The sequence below is a fragment of the Natronosalvus vescus genome, from assembly GCF_023973145.1.
GTDB classification, from domain to species: domain Archaea; phylum Halobacteriota; class Halobacteria; order Halobacteriales; family Natrialbaceae; genus Natronosalvus; species Natronosalvus vescus.
In genome coordinates this window covers 860,403-880,835 of sequence record NZ_CP099546.1, presented here as the reverse complement: position 1 = coordinate 880,835, position 20,433 = coordinate 860,403, and the positions used below count along the sequence as shown (strand labels likewise).

Genomic DNA, 20,433 nt, shown 5'->3' with positions numbered 1-20,433 from the left:
CGACAAAAGCGGGCGGCTGGTGTGGGGTGGCTGCCGTTTTCGGATCCTCGAGCCCGAACTGATGTATCAGTCACGTATTTTCGAGTGGCGTCCACAATCCTCGAGTGCGTCCACTCGCGGCCGTCGGTCACTCGGGTTCGGCGGGAGTCTCGTCGTCGCCGTTCGCATCGTCGCCACTGCTTGCCCCGTCTGCCGCATCGTCGTCCTCGGTAACCTGGGGTAAATTCGGATCGCGATACGGGTTCCGTCCGTAGGCAGGCAGCTCGTCCTCGAGTTGGCCCTTAAGCACGCGACGCAAGCGATTCAGACTCGTCGTATCCAGCCCGTGCTGGGCCGCGAGGCGTTTGAACGTCGCCTCGTCGGTGATGTCGTGAGCCCGGTATTGTCCGAAGAGTTCCTCCATCCGTTCGGGTGAGAGCGCACTGACGTCGATGTCGTCGAGCCCGAAGTACGATCGTCGGTCGACGTCGACGACGTGACGGATGACCACGAGTGCGACCTTCGGAATCGCGCGCTGGCTACCGAACTCGGTGAGATCGATCTCGTCCATCACGCCAAGCGCGAGGTCGCGCTGCCACGGGGTGACCTCGAGGGCATTACAGAGCGCCTGGGTGGTGCGCAGCCGGTCGAGTCGATGGGCGCGCTCGCTGTATCCTGGCGTCGCTCCGTGTTGTTCGTCGTGGAGCCGCCGAATACTTGTGGAGAGATCGTCTCCCGGGGATTCCGGGCGGCCGATGACGGTCGCACTCGGCGTGATCACACCCCAGCGACGAACCGTCGCGTCGCGCTGGTGGTCGGCGCGCGACAGCGTGCCCGACCCTGGCCGGGTTTCGAGCTCGATGGCCTGGCGCTGGCGATCGTGCTCGAGACCTGCCGGTCGATCGATTCCCGCCCCGCTCGAGACACCGTTCGGGCTCATCCTCCCGTGGGGATGGTACGTAGATGGTGAAAAAACCTCGCTCGGATTGTGCTCGCGTGATAGGTCTGGAACACTGCCAATTCGAGTGTACCGTCGGCTCCGTAGTGAGAGTGTTTACTCGAAGACGGTCAGCTGACGACTCGAGCATACCGAGAACGCTATCGCTGCGTACCAGAAAATTCCCCTCGAAAAGCCCTTCGTATCTTTACCTTGTGACGAGAAGTACTTAAAGGGATGCAGTGGCCAGTGTGGCAGTGATCAGCATAGCGACCGGAGGGCAGCAGCGGTCAGCGCAGCGACCAATATATAGTCGAGTTCAGACGAGGATCACGGGTGAGTCGGTCGAGTTCAAACGAAGACAATAGACGCTGTCGCTCGCGAGTTTGAATTTTTGCTCGACGAACCAGGGGAGAGTGATTATCCGTTCCGCTCGATAACGTGGGTCAACACAGCCGCATCACCCTCGAACCGCTCGAGCAACGCCCGTGCACGTGCTCGAGCAGACTCGTCCACGTGGACGTGTACCATCCCCTCGTCAGGTTGGCCGTAAACGACGTGTGCGCCGTCGGGGGCGGCCAACAGCGCCGGCAACACCGCCAGATCCTCCTCGCCCTCGACGAAAATCGTCGTCGGCTCCGCGCGCTCGAGCGCCGTGACCAGCGCCTCGAGCAGCGACTCGGTCAGGACGGCGGGCGGGTTCGTGACGGTGATCGTCGCTGCCGGGTCGGCGGTAACCGCGCGCTCGATCTCGTCGTCGACGGCCTCCCGTTTGGTCTGTCCGTCGACGAGCGCCACGTCGGGTTCGCGACCGGCCTCGAGGACGTGGTAGGTGACCACGTCGCCAACGGTGATCAGCGGGCCGTCGATCGACTCGAGCAGCACCCGTGCGTCGGTTTCGATCGGACCCATCGGGTCTTTGAGTTCGTGGCGAAGTGCTTGCGGGAGTGAAAGCTGGCGCTCACTGCTCGATGTGTCCGCGCCGTCGGTCTCCGATTCTGATCCAGCGTCTGGCTCAGGTTCGGGCTCGTCGCCGTCGTCTCGAGTCACGACTGTCGGGACGGTTAACGCACTTTGAGCGCGTACGCGCCCGGTTCGGTCACCTGCATCTCTGTGGCAATCTCGCTCTCTTCGGGGTGAGCGATGACGACGTAGCCCGCCCAGTCTTCGGTGAGCGACGACGACGCACAGGAGTTACAGGTTTCGGCATCTGCCGGGTTAACGAGGTGACACTCCCGGCAGACGAGTCGATTCGATGCCATGGTCACTCACCTGCGGTGGCTTCTTCGCGCTTTTCGAACTCCTCGGCCAGCCAGCCGTGTTTGCCCAGTCCGGGCTGTTTGGCCGTCAGACCGATCTTCGAATCGCGCGGGTTGCGTTCGTCGATACTTTTCGTCACGATGCGCGCCCGGACGGCGTCTTCGACGCCGATCGCGCGGTCGGACTCACTCGAGGCCAGTCGCTGGTTCTCCCGATCGAACGCCAGATACTCGTCGGAGATCTGGGAGACGTGGAGCAGGCCGTCGACGGGGCCGATGCCAACGAAGGCACCGAACTCGACGACCTCGACGATCGTTCCGTCGACGACTTCCTGCATCTGCGGATCGAACGTCACCGCATTGAACTCCGCCTCGTAGTAGACGCCGGGGCGGTTCGGCAACACCGTTCCCTCACCGATGTCGTGAACAGTGGTGATGGAGACGACGCTGCCGACCTCCTCGTCCATCCGGCCTTCGAGTTTGTCCTGGAGCAGTCGCTTCACGAGGTCTGGCGAGACGTCGCCGAGTTCCTCGGGGGGCACTTCTACCGTATCCTTTAGTTTGACCCGTTTGTACATCTATGGTTGAGTGATTGCCAACTTGTTTCTCCCGCGTAATGCAATTACCGGTATGTTCGTCTCGAGCACCCGGTCGCGTAGCGCGAGGTCGTTCGTGACGACGTAGTCGACGACGCCCTCCCGGGCGAGTTCGACCAGCGCGTCGTCCGCGTACGATGCTTCCGTGTCCACCACGAGACAGCGCTCGGTTGCGAGGTCGTGGCCGACGTTCGCCGCCGTTCCCTCCTCGCCGCCCTTCTCCGAGAGGCGACGCAGTTCCTCGAGGACGGGCTGGGGCGTCGTCGGCTCGTACGACCCAGCTACCCGATCGAGTTCGTCGAACAGGCGGACGTCGAGTTCCACCGGCATCATCAGCGCGCTCGTATCGAGTGCAACCTGCGTGGTCATCGATGTCCTCCCTTATTCCTGCAGCGTACCGAGGCCGATCAGTCGCCAGCGAGCCCCGATTCGACGGTTGATGGCGATCTTCGCGCCGGGTTCGGCACACACCGGCCGCTGCAGCGACACCTCGCACTCGCCCTCTCGAGCACTGGTGACCGCACCGACGGTCGTCGAGGTGCCGACGGTCATCATCAGCGGCTCGCCCGTGCTGATGTCGTCGATGGTCTCGCTCTCGTCGGAGCCGACGACGCGCTCGAGCAAGTCGACGTCCATGGTGAACTGCTCCCACGTCGGCGGGAGCGTCCCCGGCGGGCCGGCGATGCGGCCGGCGAGGGCGTCACCCTTCGTCAACGAGGGATCGAGGCCGGTGCCGACCCCGAGCAGTCCGCCGGGCGTGGCGGTATCGACGGACTGGCTCCCCGCCTGGAGCGATCGAACCGACGTCTGGATCGGCACGTACTCCGTCTGGCCACCCTCTTCGACCTGGCGACCCGGACGGATCTCGATTTCGTCGTCGGCGGCGAGTTCGCCTTTGACGAGGCTGCCGCCGAGGACGCCCCCGGCGAGGTTGTCGTGGGTCGTCCCCGGCTTGTTGATGTCGAAACTGCGGGCGACGTGCATCCGGGGATCGTCGTCGGGATTGCGATCCGGCGTCGGGATCTCCGATTCGATCGCGCCGATCAGGTAGTCGATGTTGACCTCCTGGCCGGCGGAGATGGGGACGATGGGTGCGTCCTCGGCGACGGTGCCCTCGACGAACTCCGTGATCTGCTGATAGTTCTCGCGGGCCCGGTCGGCGTCGACCAGGTCGACTTTGTTCTGGGCGATAACGATGTTCTCGATACCGATGATATCGAGCGCCATCAGGTGTTCTTCAGTCTGTGGCTGCGGGACGGGCTCGGATGCTGAAACGACCAGCACGGCTCCGTCCATCAGCGATGCTCCCGAGAGCATCGTCGCCATCAGGGTCTCGTGACCCGGGGCGTCGACGAACGACACGGTTCGGACGGGCTCGCTCTCTGAGCCGTCCGGACACTCCTCTTCGACGGTGAAACACTCGGGTTCGTCGACCCCGGGACAGCGACGGAACGTCGCGTCCGCGTAGCCGAGCCTGATGGAGATACCGCGTTTCATCTCCTCTGAGTGCTGGTCAGTCCACGAGCCGCTCAGGGCCTGCACCAGCGTCGTCTTGCCGTGATCGACGTGGCCGACGAGTCCGATGTTCACCTCCGGTTGTCCATTTCCTGCCATAAGACGGTGAGTAATTGTACTAGGGGTTCCGCTCTGCGATTGATAAACCTACTGTTCTGCAGGTGTGGGCCGACACCGTGTGTGAGCGCTGCACAGGGTTCGAGACGCGAGCGCACGGTTAGTGCGTCGGTGCGAACCGCGACCGGGTGCCGAACCGCAACCAGGTCTCGAGTTCTCACCCGTGACGACGCCCGTTGTCGGGTGGCTCGAGATTTTACTACAGTTTTTGAAGCCATATCCGACGCAATACTACAATATCTGAAGTTTGAGGCAGATCACCGCCCTACCGTGTGGCACAGACCTATCAACAGCACACTCGGCGACACGAGGTCAATCGTCCGCTCCCGCCGAGCGGCCGCGTCCCTCGAGCGACCAACCCAACACTCGATGCGCGAGAGCGACGCTGGCGAGCGCACTCAGCACCATGAGGACGCCGAATCCCGGAATCGAGTCGGCCACGCCCGAACCGTCCTCGTCACCGAGGTCACCGTCCACGTCCGCGTCAGTATCGGCCGCGGAATCGCCGCCATCCTCGAGGACGATCGACCCCTCGAGACCGGCATCTTCGTCCGACCCGGTGATCCGGAGGCTGTAGGTGCCCGCCTCGAGGCCGGAGACGGTGCCCTCGAGCTCGACCGTCCGCTCCTCGCCGGGTGCCAGCTCCACGGTAGTGGAGGCGACCCGTTCGTCACCCACAACGAGTTCGAGCGTGTCACTCGTCGGTCTGGGATCGTCGTTTACGACGGTTACCGTCGCCGACACCGTCTCCTCGGGCTCGAGGCGATCGGGAACGGCCGCGTCCGCGACCCCGATCGACGGCTCGCCAGAGAGGACGATCCGCTGGGTCGCCGCGTGGGTTTCCCCGTCGATTTCGACCAGGAGCGTTACCTCGGCTGGCCACTCGCCGGTCGTCGGCACCTCGAGCGTCGCCGTAGGCCCGGTCGCGTCGACCTCGCCGTCGCCGGTGAGATCCCAGGCGAACGCGTCCGGCTCCGTAGGGTACCACGTCCGGCCGATGGCGGCGACTGCGTCGGGCGTCCGGGCGTCGAGGGTAACCTCCTGCTCGGGTTCGGGTTCGATCGGGTCGTAGGTGAACGCCGGCAGCGGTGCGCCGCCGTCGCGCAGGCGTTGTTGTTGGGCATCGAGGTGGACGTCGAAGTCTGCGCGAAGGTCGGCGAAGGACGCCCCCGTCGCCGCTTCGAGCCCCGCGACGGAGCCCTCGAGATAGAGCGCGTCGAACGCCTCGCGGCCGTAGGTCTCGATCACGAACTCGACGAACAGCGCCCGCTCGGCGTACTCGGTGCTGCCCTCCGGATACGACGTCAAGTCGATCGCGTCGGGATCAAACCTGGCCGAGCGCTCGATCTGGGCAGCCGAGGCGTCGAGGTACTTCGCGGTACCCTCGATGAACATGCCCTCGCCCGGGTCGGGGTCGGAAAGCTGGTTCAACGGTGACCAGTGTTCGCGCAACTGGATCGTGTGCACCAGTTCGTGGTGAAGCAGCGACCTTGAGTCCGTCGACACCCATACCCGGTTGAGCGGGTCGACACAGCCGACGGCGTCACAGGGCTGATTCTCGCGAGGGCCGACGATGAGTTGCGTCCGGTGCTCGGGCAACTCGAGTCCGAACTTCTGGTGGAGGACGACGTAGTGGTCGTCGGCGACGGCGGCGATCGTTTCCGCCTCGTCCGCGTAGTCCGCGTGGTACCTGATCAGGAAGTACGCGGTCTCGAGTTCGCCGTCGTCGGCCACCTCGCCGTCCGCTGGGTCAGGTGCCTCGTCGTGGTCGGAGTGAGTGAGAACGTGACTCGAGTGGGCTGACCAGGCCTGGCCGTCTCGATGGTCGACACCGCTGGCGGGTATCCGGTCGTCGTTACTCCCATGCTCGTCACCGACAACGGCACCGGTGTCGACCCCGCCGCCGACTACCGTGAGCATCACGACGACGCAGACAAGCGCGAAGACGCTCGCTCGAGTCCCGAATCGATTCACGCGGATTGATAAGTGACAACCAGCGATAAATCGTCTGGCTCGCTTGCTATCCAGACCCATCACACATTTTACAAAAACGAGCTTCAGCGAACGCTTTAGTCGATGCCAATTGAGCATCACGTATGAGCCACCCCGACACCTCGAGCGAGTCGACTATCCTCGAGTGTACCGACTGCCTCGACCCGGCGGAGGCGTTCGCGCTGATTAGCAACGAGACGCGACTCTCGATTCTCGAGGCGCTGTGGGCTGCCGAGGAGCGGCCGGTTTCGTTCTCCGAACTGCGTCGAGCCGTCGAGATGCGTGATTCGGCGCAGTTCAACTACCACCTCCAGAAGCTCTCGGGTCATTTCATCGACCAGGTCGACGGCGGGTACGACTTCAAACACGCCGGCGAGAAGGTCGTCCACGCCGTGATCGCCGGCTCGTTCAACGAGCATCCCCGCCTCGATCCGTTTCCCGTCCAGGGCGGCTGTGTCACCTGCGGCGGCCCGCTCCAGGGCGTCTACTCGGACGAACGACTGGCCATCGAGTGCACCGACTGCGGGCAACGTCACGGCGAGTACTCGTTCCCGCCTGGTGGACTGAACGACCGGACGCACGAGGAGGTGACCGAGGCGTTCGACAATCGGGTTCGCCACCTCCACTGCCTCGCCGCCGACGGCGTCTGTCCGGAGTGTAGCGGCCGGATGGAGACGCACATCGTCGAGGAGGGCGAGGAAGGGTGCTGTCTCGGCGTCGACGTCCGCGTCGACCACGAGTGCGTCCAGTGTGGGCACACCCTCTGCTCAGCCGCCGGTTTGCGCCTGCTCGATCACTCCGAGGTCGTCAGTTTTCACCGTGAGCGCGGCGTCAGCCTCGACGAGCGACCATACTGGACGCTGCCGTGGTGTGTCAGCGACGAGTACACCAGAATCGTCGGCCGCGATCCGTATCGGCTCGAGGTACGGATGCCCGTCGGCGGCGACGTCATGCGGGTCAGGCTCGATAGCGATCTCGACGTGCTCGAGACGGCGATCGACACGTGTTCGTGACGGCGGTCGACAAGTGTTCGTGACGACTGATGTAGGCTGTTCGTCGCGCAGTCGACAACTGTTTGTACCGACGTCGGGCAGCCAATGGGAAGAAGCCAGTTACAACGCGCTTTTTGCCGTTCGAACCAAACGAAGGGTATGACAACCATCGAGGACAAACGCGAGGCCGCCCTCGCCGACCTCGCAACACACGACGGCGTCCTCGTCGCCTTCTCCGGCGGCGTCGACTCGAGTACGGTAGCCGCCCTCGCCCACGACGCCCTCGGCGAGAACGCCGTGGCGTGTACGGCAAAGAGCGAGACCCTCCCGGCGGCCGAACTCGAGGACGCCAGACGCGTCGCCGAGGAGATCGGTATCCGTCACGAGATCGTCGAATTCTCCGAACTCGACAGCGACGCCTTCATCGCGAACGACGACGAGCGCTGTTATCACTGCCGGACGATGCGACTCGGGAAGATGCTCGAGCGCGCTCGCGAGCTCGGTATCGAGACGGTCTGTGACGGGACGAACGCAGACGATCCGGTTGCGGGCCACCGACCGGGACTCCGCGCCGTCGAGGAACTCGAGGTGCACTCCCCGCTGCTCACCCACGACTTCTCGAAGGACGAGGTGCGCGAGGTCGCCGACCAGTACGGTCTCTCGGTCGCGGACAAGCCATCGATGGCGTGTCTCTCCTCACGCATCCCGACGGGGCTGGCCGTGACTGAGGATCGCCTCAGCCGGATCGAACGCGCCGAGGCGCTCGTCCACCAGTGGGGCTTCGAACAGTTCCGCGTGCGCGACCACGACGGCCTCGCCCGCATAGAAATCGCCCCGGAAGAACTCGAGGCAGCCCTCGATCCGTCGTTCGTCGAGTCGATCCGTGACCCCCTGACAGACCTCGGATTCGACCACGTCACGCTCGACCTCCACGGCTACCGGACGGGGAGCGTGAGTCCGGCCGGCGAGGACTCGAGCGTCGAAGCTGGCGAGACGGCGGTCGAAGGGACGGGCGAGCCACTCGTGGAAGACGTGTTCACAGCGGAGTACCCACGAGCCGACCACTGAGCCGTCGAGGGAGTGTTCGAGAGCGTTCGAGGCGTCCGTTTTCACCCACGAAAAATTGCAACGGACGTTCAGCTACCTGAATCAAGGAGAGAGTCCCCGCCCTTTAGAGTTGTTCTACGACGAGCAAGCACAGACGTTCAGGGCCTTTCAGCCAGTCACAATCAGCGAAAATCATTCTCGACTGGCACAACCACTGGCTTCGGAAGAAGCCGCTCTGGACATCGGTGCGAACAACATCGTTGCCTGCACAACAACGACCGGCAAGCAATACCTGTACGAAGGACGTGACCTGTTCGACAGATTCCGCGAAGCCACGCGAGAAATCGCCCGCCTCCAATCACTGTTGAAGGACAGTCGATACAGTAGTCACCGTATCCGACGCCTGTACGACCGACGTACAAAGCGGTGTGACCACGCACGGGACGCGCTTGCTCGGAACCTCATCGAACGCCTGTACGAAGAAGGCGTTTCAATGGTGTACGTTGGCGATTTGACCGATGTGTTGGAAACTCACTGGTCGGTGGAGGCGAACGTGAAGACACACAACTTCTGGGCGTTCAGAGCGTTCTTGAACCGACTGGCGTGTACCGCCGAAGAATACGGCATGTCGGTAGAAGTTCGGTCGGAAGCGTGGACGAGTCAGACGTGTCCGAACTGTGGTTCGACAGAGGACACAATTCGGCATCAGGATACGCTGACGTGTTCGTGTAGTTTCGAGGGGCACGCCGACCTCGTGGCAAGTGAATCGTTCTTGAGACGTCACCAGAACTCTCCGAGTTCTGGTTGGCGAACGAGACGCGGAGCGTCTCGTCAACGGCAGACGACGGTAACACGGTCGATGGCACGGCCTGTATGCCTCAAGTGGGACGACGATGATTGGTCAGAGTCACCACGCTCAGTTCTCAACGAGGAGCATACGAACCCGCAAGTTGCCTCCGTGGGTCGGTAAGCGATACCCCCAGCGCGAGGAAACCTCGCCGTTCACGGCGAGGAGGATGTCATGGTGCCAGTCTACCGCCTTGTAGCGACTTACTCGGGTTCGTCACCGCTAACCCGACGTCGGAGCCACTCGAGGGTGAGAGCCCCGCCGGCGATGCCGGCCCCCGTCGTGAATCCGGGCGTCGGGTCGTCGGTTTCTTCGCCGGCCGACGCCGTTCCTTCGCTCGCGGGGTCGTCCGTCGAGGTAGTCGTTTGATCGTCGTCCGTCGCGTCGTCGGTTCCAGTGTCTGTATCGTCATCGCCGTCGGCGTCGTTGGAGTCGGAGTCGGAGTCGGTGTCGGTGTCGTCACTCGAGTGCTCATCACTTTCGTGCTCGTCATCAGTGTCGTCAGCATCATCAGAATCGTCGCCGCCGGCGTCGGTTTCTGATTCGTCTCGAATCGCGACCACGTCCCTGGTGCTGGCCGCATAGAGCGTTCCGTCCACGAGCGCGAGCGCCGGGACGCCATCTGTGGAGACAGTCCACTCGACGTCGCCCGTCTCGGCGTCGAACGCGTAGACACCGACCTCCGGCTCGGGCTGATCCTCGGGTGCGTAGGCCTCACCGTCGATCAGCAGCCCCGCATACACGGTCTCCTCGGTGACGACGACCGACGATACGTGGTAGGTGCTGACCTCGGTCGACCATGTCTCCTCTCCAGTTCCCTGATCGTATCCCCGGAGATTGTGGGAATCGAGTCCGTAGAATCGTTCGTCGGTGATCGCCCCGGAATCCCACGACGGCGACTCACCGACGACGCGCTTCTCGCCGGTTTCGAGGTCATAGAGCGTCGTGTAACCGATGGGCCACATGCCGGATTGCTCCCGGTCTACGCTGCCGATCGCGACCAAGTCGTCAGTTGCGACGGGGAAGACGGTCTGCCGGTCGTTCGTCCCCGCGAACACGACATCGTCGCTCTCTCCTACCGACGCGTCGTCGACCCAGCGCTCGGTGCCGTCCTCGAGTTCGAGGGCGAACGCACGGGATTCGCTGGTGGCGATCACCGCGCCGTCGCCGACGGCGACCGGCTGTTCGTACAGCGGGTCACCGGGCGGATCGAAGCGCCACCGTTCCGCGTTCTCGCTGGCCTCGATGGCGTAGAGAACCCCGTCGCCGACGACGAATACGATGCCGTCAGCGACCGTCGGCGACGGAATCTCCTCGTCGTATCCCAGGCGGGTCTGGCAACAGATCTGGCCGGTGTCGGCGTCGATCTTCGACAAGCGTTCGCCGCCCACGTAAACGAAGTCGCCGATCACCGCCGGCGTTCCCGTCGCGCCGATGGGATCGGTGCGCCACTCGAGGGAGCCGTCGGCGGTATCGACCGCGTGAACCTCGCCGTCTTCGGTCGTGAGTAACACCGTTCCGCCGGCGACCGCGAGTGCACCCGTATCCGTCGAATATCCACCCGGTTCTCCGTGCTCGTACGACCAGGCGACGTCGGCCGTCTCACCCGGGTGTGGGTCGGTTGGAACCAGGGGATTGTTGCCCGGGTTCCCGCCGAGTGAGGGCCAGTCGTGGCTATCCGCCCTCGCCGACGATGCGACCGCGGTTGCTCCACCGCCAGACGCAGCCAGGACGCTGCCGGCGGCGATCGTCAGCCCAGTTCGGTGCAGGAATCGGCGTCGACTTGATCGATTCATACGGCCGATTGAACGGATTCATATCAGTTTACTACGCAGTCTGTAGCATCGTTTCGGTGACGAAATACGCACCTGGAATCGTTTCACAGCGAACAACTACGGTCGAAGAAAGCAACAGAAAACCGGTCGATTCGCTCCCAGCCAAATGACCGGGTATGGCCCCTAACGCGACACGCCGAGGAAACGACAGCACCCACACAACACGGGATAGTGGATCGTCTCACCAGGCACAACCCACCAGAGCAGAACACGAGTGTACGAATGTGCGGACATATGAGGGAAGAGGGAGCAAGAACCCAACGTTAGATCAAAATTGATGGAATCCGTCGTGAATATTGCTCGAGTCGGTACGAACGTCGTCTTCGGCGAGTTACACGTGAGTGATGATCGGCGAGGACGTGCCCCAGACGAAACACGAAGAAACGCCTCCGATGGCTTACGAGGACGTGGCCACCGACTGGACGATCGAACACGCCCGCCAGTACACGCCCGCCGACCGCGACCGGGAGATGGCGTACGTGACCTACCGTCACGATGCCGGAGACCTGCGCCTCAGGGTCGCACCCGCCTCGATCGACTGCGGCGACCAACCAGGGTACGCGATCACGACGACGGCCTACCCGGGACTCGATTTCGTCGAACACGAGACGATCCGGTCGGTGTTGCGGTTCGAGCGGGCGAACGAACTCGCCCAGCGATTCATGTCGCTCTTTGGCGCTCGGTACGACGGCCCGGAGACGTTCGAGGAAGCCCTCGAGTATGCGACCGTCCGGGTTCGGGCCTCGAGTGCACACGATGCACCGGCCGATGTGGCGCTGTCCGTTCCGGAGACCGACGACAACGAGTAACGCCAAGGCTGGCGCTCGAGTGTAGCACCTGCCTCATTTCACGACCGCTGTTACTCGGTTCGAACCTCGATAGCTCCGTCCATCGTCGGCACGTGTGGTGCACAGACGAACCGAACCATCTCCTCACTGGCTTCGAACGTCAGCGTCTCAGTCGCACCCTCCTCGTCCGTGTAGTCGGTCTCCTCGAGGGCGTTATCGTCCTCGTCCCAAATTACGAGATTGTGGAAGTCACCGTCGCCGTTCTCCCAGGTCAGTTCGTACTCGCGACCGGCGTACAGCACCAACGTGGGGTTCTCCTCGTCGGCGATCTCCGGCGGTTCGACGCCGATCCAGTGGTCGAAGTGTCCCTCGAGAACGATCTCCTCGACGTTCTCCCATCCCACTGGTTCGTCGCCCTCTGCGTCGTCAGCCTCGGGTTCGGTCTGTTGAACCGGTGCCTGACAGCCTGCGAGCAGCGCCGTTCCGGCGAGTCCAGTCAGTTGCAACGTTCGTCGGCGAGAGAGTCGGTCGGTCGAGTTCATATGAACACGTTCGGGCCCAAGGGGGTAGGGGCCGTCGCTCGTTCCCACGAGGTTGGAATTCCGGTTCACCCCTCGAACGCGGGCGGTTGAACACCGACTCGCTTCCGCGTGTCGTCTCTCAACCGCTCATTCTCTGACCTGCACCTCGACGAAGTGCACCTCCACCCGTGGCTCCGACTCGAGTCGTTCCTGCAGTTCGTGTGCAATCGGCGGCGAATCGACTGATTCAGCCTTGCCTACCGTGAGGACGACGGTTTCCGGCGTGCCACGGAGTGGATGGTCGCTCTGTTCGACGGTCACGTCCATCAGGACGAGTCCCTGGTGTTCGTCGATGACTGCTGCGGCTTCACCGCGGATCTCCTCTTCGGCGAGGGCACCTTCGTAACTCGCGAAGGTAACGCCGGCAAGAAACACCGAGAGAACGAGGATGACGACGGCGAGCACGCCGATTCGGGTCAACGTCTCCACGCGAGCGGTGGAAGTGCGGAACCAGGTCTCCGGTCGGTAGCCCTGGTACCAGAGTACTGCGAGCGCTGCCATGTTGATCGAGAGGACGTTGACGAGAACGAACACGCCTGAGCCGAGGGCGAGCGTCGTATCGCCCCAGGCGAGAGCGATCCCGACGACTGCGGCAGGTGGGATCAGGGCAACGGCGATCATGACGCCGACGATCGCCGCCGAGACGCCCGTCGAGAGACTCACGGCTCCGGCGACCCCGGCCCCGAGAGCGATGGCGAGCGCCAGAAAGTCCGGCGCGAGGCGTTCGCGAATCTGATCGATATCGAGTATCTCGATCCCTGGAGGGACGAGATTCGCCATCTGGACGAAGCCGGCGAAGATGGCGGCGCTGGCGATCGCACAGCCGATTCCGAGCGCCTGTAACGTCACACCCCGAACCCGCAGGCCGTGGTCGTCGATAACGGTGCCGACGCTGGCGGACAGCGCTGGGCCGACCAGCGGCGCGATCACCATCGAACCGACGACGACGGCGGCCGAATTGAGCAACAGCCCGGCCGTCGCGACGACGGCACTCACGATGGTCAGGATGAGATAGTTTCGCGTCGTCGGCATCAGATCGGCCGCGCTCGATCGCAACTCCTCGCGGCCGATTCGATCCTCGTCGTTCTCCTCGGCGTAGCGCTCGGCGAGTTCCTCGAACCGCTCTGAGACGACCGTGCTGGCCTCGACGACGACGGTAATAGCGTCGTCAGACATACCGAGCGCCCGGAGTTTGTCCATCACCGGTTCGACGGCCGGCTGCGGAAGCGGGACGTACGCAACGGCTTCGAACTCACGCCGACTCGTTTCGTCTGTCATGGTGTACTCGAGTCCCTCGTCCTCGAGCAACCGACGAACCGTATCGCGTTTTCCCGTTGGGATGGTGATCTGAACCAGACGCACGACTGTCGAGACGGAGAGTGGGACGAAAAAAGCTCCCCCCGAGTACTCGCGCCTGCTCGCGTGGCGACCCCACCAAATATCAGATAAGGAGACTTTCAGCAGAGACCTTTTATCCGATGGGCACCCAACCACCCAGCGTGTCAGACGTGGGCGAGTACCTGCGGTTTTTCCCCTACGAAGAGCCGTACGCAAACCAACGCGAGGCGATGGATCGTATCTACAACACCCTCGTTCGCGGGCAGAACGTGCTCTTCGAGGGGGCCTGTGGCACCGGAAAGACCCTCTCGGCGCTCGTCCCCGCCCTCGAGGTCGCCCGCGAGCAGGGGAAGACGGTGGTCATCACGACGAACGTCCACCAGCAGATGCGCCAGTTCATCGCCGAAGCCCGAGCGATCACCCGCGAGGAGTCCATCCGTGCAGTCGTCTTCAAGGGGAAGGCATCGATGTGCCACATCGACGTCGGCTACGAGGAGTGTCAGGCGTTGCGGGACAACACCCGCGCGCTCGTCGACACAGAATCCGACTACGCCCAGCTCGAGCGCCGCCAGCGCGAGTTGCTCGAGGCGAGCCAGGGCGGCAGCGCCGCCGCCGCCGACGCCCGCAGCGCCGTCATGGACGAACTCGAGAGCCTCGAGGAACGGATCGACGACCTCGAGGAGGCGAACGTCTGTGATCACTATCGAAACAACCTGCTCGATACCGAGGCCACCGACGACTTCTTCGAGTGGCTGTTCGAGGACGTCCGCACCCCCGACGAGATTTACGAGTACGCCGACCAGCGGGAACTCTGTGGCTACGAACTCCTGAAGGAGGGACTCGAGGGCGTCGACCTGGTCGTCTGTAACTACCACCATCTGCTCGATCCGATGATCCGCGAGCAGTTCTTCCGCTGGTTGGGTCGCGACCCCGAGGACGTCATCGCCGTCTTCGACGAGGCCCACAACGTCGAGGACGCCGCCCGCGACCACGCCAGCCGCGCCTGCTCGGAACGGACGTTCGACTCGGCGCTCGACGAACTGGCCGAAGCGAGCGATCCACGGGCCGACGACGCCGCGAACGTGTTCGAGGCGTTCCGCGATGCTCTCGTCGAGACCTACGAGGATAGCTTCGGCTTCGGCGAGCGCGAACGGATCGGCGAGAACTGGGAGGACGTCCCGATCAGCAACGAAGATCGCCGGGACGACCTCACCCTTGAGTTCCTCCAGCGCTACGCCGGGCAGGGAATCGGTCCAGATCTCGAGGCGGCGATGCAACTCGGCCAGCAACTCGACGAGGAGTACGAGGAGGCCTACCGTGAGGGCGAAACGGCCACGCGAACGGAGTGTCAGACCCTCCAGGCCGGCGCGTTCGTCAACGCCTGGATGAACGAGGGCGGCGATCAGGGGCTGTATCCAGTCGTCTCCGTCCGCCGGGACTCCGGAACCGACGAAATCTACGGTCGCGCCGAACTCTACAGCTGTCTCCCGCGTCACGTCACCGGCCAACTGTTCGAGGAGGTTTCCGGCACCGTCCTGATGAGCGCGACCCTCCAGCCCTTCGAGGTCACAGAGAACGTCCTCGGTCTCGAGGAGTGCGTCACGATGGCGTACGGGCTCCAGTTCCCCCCGGAGCGTCGGCGCACCTACGCCGTCGAGACGCCGGCTCTCTTCGCCTCAGCACGGGACGATCCGGAGGTGCAGGCCGCGGTGGCAGACGGCATCCACGACGCCGTCAGGATGACTCCCGGAAACACCCTCGCGTTCTTCCCGAACTACGGCGAGGCGGCCCGGTACGCCGAATGCCTCGAGGGACGAACCGAGGCGTCGGTCTACCTCGACGAACCCGGCGTCGGCGCAGAGGAGTTGCGCCAGCAGTTCGTCGCCGACGACCACGCCGTCTGTTTCACCTCACTGTGGGGTACGCTCGCCGAGGGAGTGAGTTTCGACGGGCACGACGCACACACGGTGCTCGTCGTGGGCGTTCCCTACCCCCACCTGGACGATCGCGCCGAGGCAGTCCAGGAGGCCTACGACACCGCATTCGACGGCACCGAAACCGGCTGGCGCTACGCCGTCGAAATTCCGACCGTCAGAAAGACCCGCCAGGCGCTCGGCCGGGTCATCCGCTCGCCCGAGGACGTCGGCGTCCGAATTCTCCTCGACAGACGCTACTCGAGGCGCGCGAAGTCCGATCTCGGGAAGTACAGCGTCAACGGGACGTTCCCGCACGAGGAGCGCGAGGAACTGATCGACATCGACCCGGAAAAACTCAAGTTCGCGATGCTCAACTTCTACGCCGATCACGACCGGTACGAGGGGGAGCCGCCGGCACCGTAAGCGGTGAGCAGTGAGGGGAGGGCACCGCCCGAACCCTGGCAGCCGTCGACACCGCTCAGCGAACGTTGACGTAAGTTATCGAAAACAGGGAGGTGACGTACTCACGCGGGCAGGGAAACGCGGCTCACCGGCAGTCGGTACGTCCCGTCGAAGAACTCGAGTTCGGTGACCGTCCAGCGGATCGGCTCGATCTCCCGGTCGGCCAGCCGACGCGCCGCCTCGAGATTGCCTCCCCTGGCGAGCGTGACGTGAGGGACGTAATCCGGCCCCTCGAGCCCCTCGATGGGATCGAACGCCTCGGTTAGCGTCCGGTGGATGCGCTCGAGGCCGGGACTCTCGACGGCTAGGTAGACGACCGGCGTCGAGCCAAGCGGTGGCTCCTCGAAGTAGTCGATGCCCGTAATTTCGGCTTCGACGGCCGGTGACCCCTCGAGGGCGCGGTGTGCCCGTTGCTGGAGGCGGGCGACCTGCGGGTCGTCGCCGAGTCGCTTGAGCAGACAGGAGTGGGTCTCCCGAACGGTGTCGAAGCCGACGAGCGACGGATACAGGTCACTCGCGAGGGCTTTCACGCGTCCAGGGACGGGGACGTTGACGCTGTACACGGAGATCGTGGATCGAGGTAGTTCGTTGACTCGTATGAGTGTGCTGGTGTCCGTCGTGCCGTACCCGCAGGATGACGAGAAACCGTCTCATACGGTTTGCTGTAACTTTTCAGTGATTGCCGACCCGGTCTATCACCGGTAAGAGACGACAGCAGACCGTCTCAGGCCGCCTCTTCTCGCTCGGCACGCTCGCGGATGACCTTCCGGAGTTCGGCGGCGTCGTCCAGCGCCTCGAGTTCCTCGCGTTCGACGAGCGCGGTACCGTCGACGGCGTCCTGTTTGGCCCGGTCGACGACGTAGACGGACTGCGTGTGCGTTACGTGTCCGATCGAACTCATGATCCTGGCGCGTTTCTCGGCGGCCTTGGTGAACTGGGAGTGACCGGTGAGGACGACGTCCTCGTCGTCGTCTTCGTCCTGGCTGACGGCTTTGAACGGCGAACGAAGCGTCGGGTGGACGCGATAGCCCGCTCGGGTCAACACCGCGACGACTTCCTCGTCGTCCGGGTCGGCGTCCGGTTCCTCCGGCGGGGTCTCTCGGTCGTACACCGAATCGGCGCCGTCGAACACGTCGACGGGGCTCGTCAGCGGCGCGTTGAACAGATCCTCGAGCGCCATCGCCACCTCGATGGAGGCGTTCATGCCGTCTTCGTACTTCGAGACCGTCCGGCGGGAGACGCCGAGTTCGTTCGCCAGCCGACCGAGACTCCACTCCCGGGACTCACGCTCGTCGGCCAGCAAGTCGCCGTCGATGTTGACGTAGAGGCCGCCAGGCGCGGCGTAGATCAGTGGTGGTACGCCCTCGATGAACAGGTTGTACGCCGTATCGGGGCTGAACACGGGGACGCCGTGGCGGAAGTACACCACGTCCGGTTTTAGATCCTCGTCGCGACTGCGGAGACCGATGACCAGTGGCGTTGCCTCGAGGTAAGTGCCGAGTCGTCGCATCTCGTGGCCGGTTTCCTGGTTGAAGGCGTCGACGTTGCCCAGAATCTTGACGAGAACCAGATCCGTACCGCGGCGGGCAGCGATGTCGAAGCTCTTTGGGCGAATCGCACACCGGTCACTCACCGTAAAGCCTGCGTCCTCGAGCATCGCGGTGACGTTGCCGACCAGTGCGGATCGGGACATAGGGGAAAGTAAGTCACTCATCCCATATGAGCGTTTCCCCAGTGGTGGGGACGTGCTGTCTGCCATTCGACGGCTTCCTGAGCGATATCCTTATATAGAACTTTTTCAGCCGTCCGACGAGACGAAACCGGTTAACCGATCGCCCCGCTACCTCCACCGATGACCGTCGTCGGGCTGGACGATACGGATTCCCGCGAGCGCGGGATGTGTACGACCTACGTCGCGACAGAGATCGCCGCCGCGCTCAGCGAACGAGACGACGTCACCGTCGACCGACTGGTACTCGTCCGGCTCAATCCGGCCGTCCGGTACAAGACGCGAGGGAACGCCGCCCTGGCGATCCACATCGAGGACGATCCCGACGTGGCGTTTTCGGTGGCAAGAGACGTCCTCGAGAAGCGATCGGAAACCGCCGACGAGCGGACGAATCCAGGACTCGTCGTCGCCGATCACGACCCCGACGCAGTACCCGATCGGGTTCGGTCGTTCGCTATGGACGCCATCCGCGAGCAGTTGACGATCGAGGACGCCGTCACCGTCGCGACCGACAGCGGGTACCGCCACTGGGGGCTCGGAAACGGCCGCGGCCGCATCGGCGCGCTCGCGGCCATCGGTGCCTGGGCCGCGCTCGAGGATTGGACCTACGAGTACATCTCCTATCGCGAGCCAGCGCGGTGGGGCACCCCTCGAGCCGTCGACGAGGAGAGCGTCTTCACGGCGGCCGATCGCGGCTATCCGACGGTCTGGGATACAATCGACCGTGGCGAGGGAGAGACCGTCTGCGTGCCACACACGCCCGGGCCGATTTTACACGGCATCCGCGGCGACGACCCCGAGGTCGTTCGGACGGTGGCCAACACGATCGAAAGCGAACCGGTCGACGGACGACAGCTGTTCGTGACGAACCAGGGTACCGACGTCCATCTGCGCAACCACGGCTCGCTACGATTTGCGTCGGAACCCATCGACGGCCGCGCCTACCGACTCGAGGGGTGGGTCGCCAGCGAACCGGCAACCCGTCGCGGCGGCCACGTCTTTTTCGAGCTTGCGGGCGAGCCACCGGCCGTTGGGGACGGAGCCAAGGGCTCGAACACCCCAATTGACGAGACGGCTACCGGAACGAGCCCCCGACTCACGTGTGCCGCCTTCGAGCCCACCAAACGGTTTCGCGACCGCGTCCGGTCGCTGCACGTCGGTGATCGGATCACCGCCTGTGGGGAGGTATCGGGAGGGACGCTCAAACTCGAGAAATTCGCCGTTCGCGACCTCGTCCGTACGGAGCGGGTGACTCCCACCTGTTCGTCGTGTGGCCGTCGCATGAAAAGCGCTGGCCGGAATCAGGGCTATCGCTGTCGAGACTGTGGAACCAGCGCCGAGGAGAAGGTCGACCGTCGGCTCGAGCGTGACCTCGAGATCGGCTGGTACGAGGTGCCGCCGTGTGCCCGCCGCCACATCGCGAAACCCCTGGTTCGCGGGGGATTCGACGGGCCGACCCACCCCGAACGCTAGCAGTTCGTCCTGCCCGGGCGTGGGCCAACTGGAGCGGAGTCGTCACTTGCCGTCGAGCTACGTTGTCTCCGTCTCGACAGCCCCGTCCAGCGGTTGTACGCGAAACACGTAGTCCTCGTAGGCCCCGTCGAGATTCACGGGACTCTCCTCGGCGGTGTGTTCTCGACACAGGACGGCCGTTGCTTCGACGGCACCGTGACCGGTCTCCTCCTGGTACCGTTCGACGACCACGAACGCCGCCAGTTCGGCACACCCGCGGCGGTGACACTCGGGTGCGGTTTCGCCGGATTCGTCGAGATCGTCCCACTCGATTCGTTCCTCACGCGACGGTTCGGCTTCGTCAGCGCGGTCACGCGCTTCCGACACTTCCCGCTCTCGTTGCCGTTTTTCCGCGTCATGAGCTTGCTTCTCTCGCCCCTTTTTCGTGTCTGCCATACTCACACACACGTGGGTGAACGGGTTAACGCTGTGGTCGGCGCTCGAATGGGCGTAGTTTGGAAAAAACGAACGCATTCCTGGAAGACGGCTCGTCGGCTGGAAGACAGCGAAACAGCCCGAACCGGCCTCCAAAGGTTATTGACCTGCTCGTCGTCAGGAGACTATGGCTACGGACGCAGACGACCGACAACTGGTCGTACGAGCACAATCGCACCTGGATGAATGGACGAACAGGGCTCGAACGGCGGCATACAATGAACTGTTCGAGGGGGACGAATCAATTCTCACCGACGACGACGTGCAGCGTCTCGACGCACTCGACTCAGCACTGGAACGACAGGGCGGCGACGGCGTCTGGGGAACCGACCGGTACGGCATTCACACGGCCGGTGTCACCGATTCGGACATGCCACTTGGGGTCGTCTGTGTGTACCACCCACAGATTACCGCCGACTCAGTTCTCCAGGGCGGAACGGGGCTCGACGATGAAACCGAAGAGCGACTCAACGCCGCGCTCTGGGAATACAGCGAACGCGTCGCAACCCGCATCGAGGACTACCTCGAGGCATTTCTCGGTCGAATCCAGGACTGA

19 protein-coding genes and 1 pseudogene are annotated in these 20,433 nt (G+C 63.8%); 7 read left to right on the top strand and 13 right to left on the bottom strand.

Annotated features, from left to right (window positions below; genetic code table 11):
* Positions 1 to 127: 127 nt before the first annotated feature.
* From NGM68_RS04090 to NGM68_RS04060, 7 genes are all read right to left on the bottom strand, one after another.
* Entirely contained in the window at positions 128 to 919 is a 792-nt protein-coding gene (locus tag NGM68_RS04090) for a DNA-directed RNA polymerase subunit epsilon (protein ID WP_252700376.1), read from the bottom strand.
* 417 nt (positions 920 to 1,336) lie between these two features.
* Positions 1,337 to 1,966: a GTP-dependent dephospho-CoA kinase family protein gene (locus NGM68_RS04085; RefSeq protein WP_252700375.1), complete on the bottom strand. Its 630-nt coding sequence runs from the start codon at positions 1,964 to 1,966 to the stop codon at positions 1,337 to 1,339.
* Between the two features lie 14 nt (positions 1,967 to 1,980).
* Positions 1,981 to 2,178, bottom strand: coding sequence for a transcription elongation factor subunit Spt4 (gene spt4 / locus NGM68_RS04080; RefSeq protein WP_252700374.1), 198 nt, complete (start codon positions 2,176 to 2,178; stop codon positions 1,981 to 1,983).
* A 2-nt stretch (positions 2,179 to 2,180) separates the two neighbouring features.
* Positions 2,181 to 2,753, bottom strand: a complete 573-nt coding sequence (locus NGM68_RS04075) for a DNA-directed RNA polymerase (protein ID WP_252700373.1) — start codon at positions 2,751 to 2,753, stop codon at positions 2,181 to 2,183.
* Complete coding sequence (locus NGM68_RS04070; protein WP_252700372.1) at positions 2,754 to 3,140, bottom strand: type II toxin-antitoxin system VapC family toxin; 387 nt, start codon at positions 3,138 to 3,140, stop codon at positions 2,754 to 2,756.
* A gap of 12 nt (positions 3,141 to 3,152) precedes the next feature.
* The gene (locus NGM68_RS04065) at positions 3,153 to 4,385 is read right to left on the bottom strand and encodes a translation initiation factor IF-2 subunit gamma (RefSeq protein ID WP_252700371.1); all 1,233 of its coding nucleotides are present in this window, start codon (positions 4,383 to 4,385) and stop codon (positions 3,153 to 3,155) included.
* Between the two features lie 330 nt (positions 4,386 to 4,715).
* Positions 4,716 to 6,377 (bottom strand): COG1470 family protein, encoded by a 1,662-nt coding sequence (locus NGM68_RS04060; protein WP_252700370.1) that lies wholly within the window; start codon positions 6,375 to 6,377, stop codon positions 4,716 to 4,718.
* A 122-nt stretch (positions 6,378 to 6,499) separates the two neighbouring features.
* Between NGM68_RS04060 and NGM68_RS04055 the strand changes: the two genes are divergently transcribed.
* The 3 genes and pseudogenes from NGM68_RS04055 to NGM68_RS04045 all read left to right on the top strand — a co-directional run.
* Positions 6,500 to 7,408 carry a winged helix-turn-helix domain-containing protein gene (locus NGM68_RS04055; RefSeq protein WP_252700369.1) on the top strand — a complete coding sequence of 303 codons (909 nt, stop codon included), beginning with the start codon at positions 6,500 to 6,502 and terminating at the stop codon, positions 7,406 to 7,408.
* A gap of 138 nt (positions 7,409 to 7,546) precedes the next feature.
* The gene (gene larE / locus NGM68_RS04050) at positions 7,547 to 8,455 is read left to right on the top strand and encodes an ATP-dependent sacrificial sulfur transferase LarE (RefSeq protein WP_252700368.1); all 909 of its coding nucleotides are present in this window, start codon (positions 7,547 to 7,549) and stop codon (positions 8,453 to 8,455) included.
* Between the two features lie 103 nt (positions 8,456 to 8,558).
* A pseudogene (locus tag NGM68_RS04045) lies at positions 8,559 to 9,404 on the top strand (transposase); the annotation flags it as partial.
* A gap of 80 nt (positions 9,405 to 9,484) precedes the next feature.
* Here the strand turns inward: NGM68_RS04045 and NGM68_RS04040 are convergent.
* Positions 9,485 to 11,077 (bottom strand): outer membrane protein assembly factor BamB family protein, encoded by a 1,593-nt coding sequence (locus NGM68_RS04040; protein WP_252700367.1) that lies wholly within the window; start codon positions 11,075 to 11,077, stop codon positions 9,485 to 9,487.
* Positions 11,078 to 11,508: 431 nt separating this feature from the next.
* On the opposite strand from NGM68_RS04040, the gene NGM68_RS04035 reads away from it, so the two are divergent.
* Positions 11,509 to 11,925, top strand: a complete 417-nt coding sequence (locus NGM68_RS04035) for a hypothetical protein (RefSeq protein WP_252701376.1) — start codon at positions 11,509 to 11,511, stop codon at positions 11,923 to 11,925.
* A 50-nt stretch (positions 11,926 to 11,975) separates the two neighbouring features.
* Here the strand turns inward: NGM68_RS04035 and NGM68_RS04030 are convergent, their stop codons facing one another.
* The gene (locus NGM68_RS04030; RefSeq protein WP_252700366.1) at positions 11,976 to 12,446 is read right to left on the bottom strand and encodes a cupredoxin domain-containing protein; all 471 of its coding nucleotides are present in this window, start codon (positions 12,444 to 12,446) and stop codon (positions 11,976 to 11,978) included.
* A 126-nt stretch (positions 12,447 to 12,572) separates the two neighbouring features.
* Positions 12,573 to 13,847, bottom strand: coding sequence for a TIGR00341 family protein (locus NGM68_RS04025; RefSeq protein ID WP_252700365.1), 1,275 nt, complete (start codon positions 13,845 to 13,847; stop codon positions 12,573 to 12,575).
* 137 nt (positions 13,848 to 13,984) lie between these two features.
* Here NGM68_RS04025 and NGM68_RS04020 point away from each other — a divergent pair, with 137 nt between their 5' ends.
* Positions 13,985 to 16,162, top strand: coding sequence for an ATP-dependent DNA helicase (locus NGM68_RS04020; protein ID WP_252700364.1), 2,178 nt, complete (start codon positions 13,985 to 13,987; stop codon positions 16,160 to 16,162).
* Positions 16,163 to 16,263: 101 nt separating this feature from the next.
* Here the strand turns inward: NGM68_RS04020 and NGM68_RS04015 are convergent, their stop codons facing one another.
* Both NGM68_RS04015 and NGM68_RS04010 read right to left on the bottom strand, forming a co-directional pair.
* Positions 16,264 to 16,764: a 2'-5' RNA ligase family protein gene (locus tag NGM68_RS04015; protein WP_252700363.1), complete on the bottom strand. Its 501-nt coding sequence runs from the start codon at positions 16,762 to 16,764 to the stop codon at positions 16,264 to 16,266.
* A gap of 161 nt (positions 16,765 to 16,925) precedes the next feature.
* Positions 16,926 to 17,894, bottom strand: coding sequence for a transcriptional regulator (locus NGM68_RS04010; protein ID WP_252700362.1), 969 nt, complete (start codon positions 17,892 to 17,894; stop codon positions 16,926 to 16,928).
* Positions 17,895 to 18,053: 159 nt separating this feature from the next.
* Between NGM68_RS04010 and NGM68_RS04005 the strand changes: the two genes are divergently transcribed.
* Positions 18,054 to 19,403 (top strand): tRNA(Ile)(2)-agmatinylcytidine synthase, encoded by a 1,350-nt coding sequence (locus NGM68_RS04005; RefSeq protein WP_252700361.1) that lies wholly within the window; start codon positions 18,054 to 18,056, stop codon positions 19,401 to 19,403.
* Between the two features lie 57 nt (positions 19,404 to 19,460).
* Here the strand turns inward: NGM68_RS04005 and NGM68_RS04000 are convergent, their stop codons facing one another.
* On the bottom strand, positions 19,461 to 19,838 hold the full coding sequence (locus tag NGM68_RS04000; RefSeq protein WP_252700360.1) for a hypothetical protein: 378 nt from the start codon (positions 19,836 to 19,838) through the stop codon (positions 19,461 to 19,463).
* A 166-nt stretch (positions 19,839 to 20,004) separates the two neighbouring features.
* Here NGM68_RS04000 and NGM68_RS03995 point away from each other — a divergent pair, with 166 nt between their 5' ends.
* Positions 20,005 to 20,433 carry a DUF7539 family protein gene (locus NGM68_RS03995; RefSeq protein WP_252700359.1) on the top strand — a complete coding sequence of 143 codons (429 nt, stop codon included), beginning with the start codon at positions 20,005 to 20,007 and terminating at the stop codon, positions 20,431 to 20,433.

Bases quoted from the DNA above. Each gene is read 5' to 3' on its own strand.
- NGM68_RS04010 (WP_252700362.1), bottom strand. From the start codon at position 17,894: ATGTCCCGATCCGCACTGGTCGGCAACGTCACCGCGATGCTCGAGGAC.
- NGM68_RS04005 (WP_252700361.1), top strand. From the start codon at position 18,054: ATGACCGTCGTCGGGCTGGACGATACGGATTCCCGCGAGCGCGGGATG.
- NGM68_RS04040 (WP_252700367.1), bottom strand. From the start codon at position 11,077: ATGAATCGATCAAGTCGACGCCGATTCCTGCACCGAACTGGGCTGACG.
- NGM68_RS04030 (WP_252700366.1), bottom strand. From the start codon at position 12,446: ATGAACTCGACCGACCGACTCTCTCGCCGACGAACGTTGCAACTGACT.
- NGM68_RS04070 (WP_252700372.1), bottom strand. From the start codon at position 3,140: ATGACCACGCAGGTTGCACTCGATACGAGCGCGCTGATGATGCCGGTG.
- NGM68_RS04055 (WP_252700369.1), top strand. From the start codon at position 6,500: ATGAGCCACCCCGACACCTCGAGCGAGTCGACTATCCTCGAGTGTACC.
- NGM68_RS04090 (WP_252700376.1), bottom strand. From the start codon at position 919: ATGAGCCCGAACGGTGTCTCGAGCGGGGCGGGAATCGATCGACCGGCA.
- NGM68_RS04035 (WP_252701376.1), top strand. From the start codon at position 11,509: ATGGCTTACGAGGACGTGGCCACCGACTGGACGATCGAACACGCCCGC.
- NGM68_RS04000 (WP_252700360.1), bottom strand. From the start codon at position 19,838: ATGGCAGACACGAAAAAGGGGCGAGAGAAGCAAGCTCATGACGCGGAA.
- spt4 (WP_252700374.1), bottom strand. From the start codon at position 2,178: ATGGCATCGAATCGACTCGTCTGCCGGGAGTGTCACCTCGTTAACCCG.
- NGM68_RS04065 (WP_252700371.1), bottom strand. From the start codon at position 4,385: ATGGCAGGAAATGGACAACCGGAGGTGAACATCGGACTCGTCGGCCAC.
- NGM68_RS03995 (WP_252700359.1), top strand. From the start codon at position 20,005: ATGGCTACGGACGCAGACGACCGACAACTGGTCGTACGAGCACAATCG.
- NGM68_RS04075 (WP_252700373.1), bottom strand. From the start codon at position 2,753: ATGTACAAACGGGTCAAACTAAAGGATACGGTAGAAGTGCCCCCCGAG.
- larE (WP_252700368.1), top strand. From the start codon at position 7,547: ATGACAACCATCGAGGACAAACGCGAGGCCGCCCTCGCCGACCTCGCA.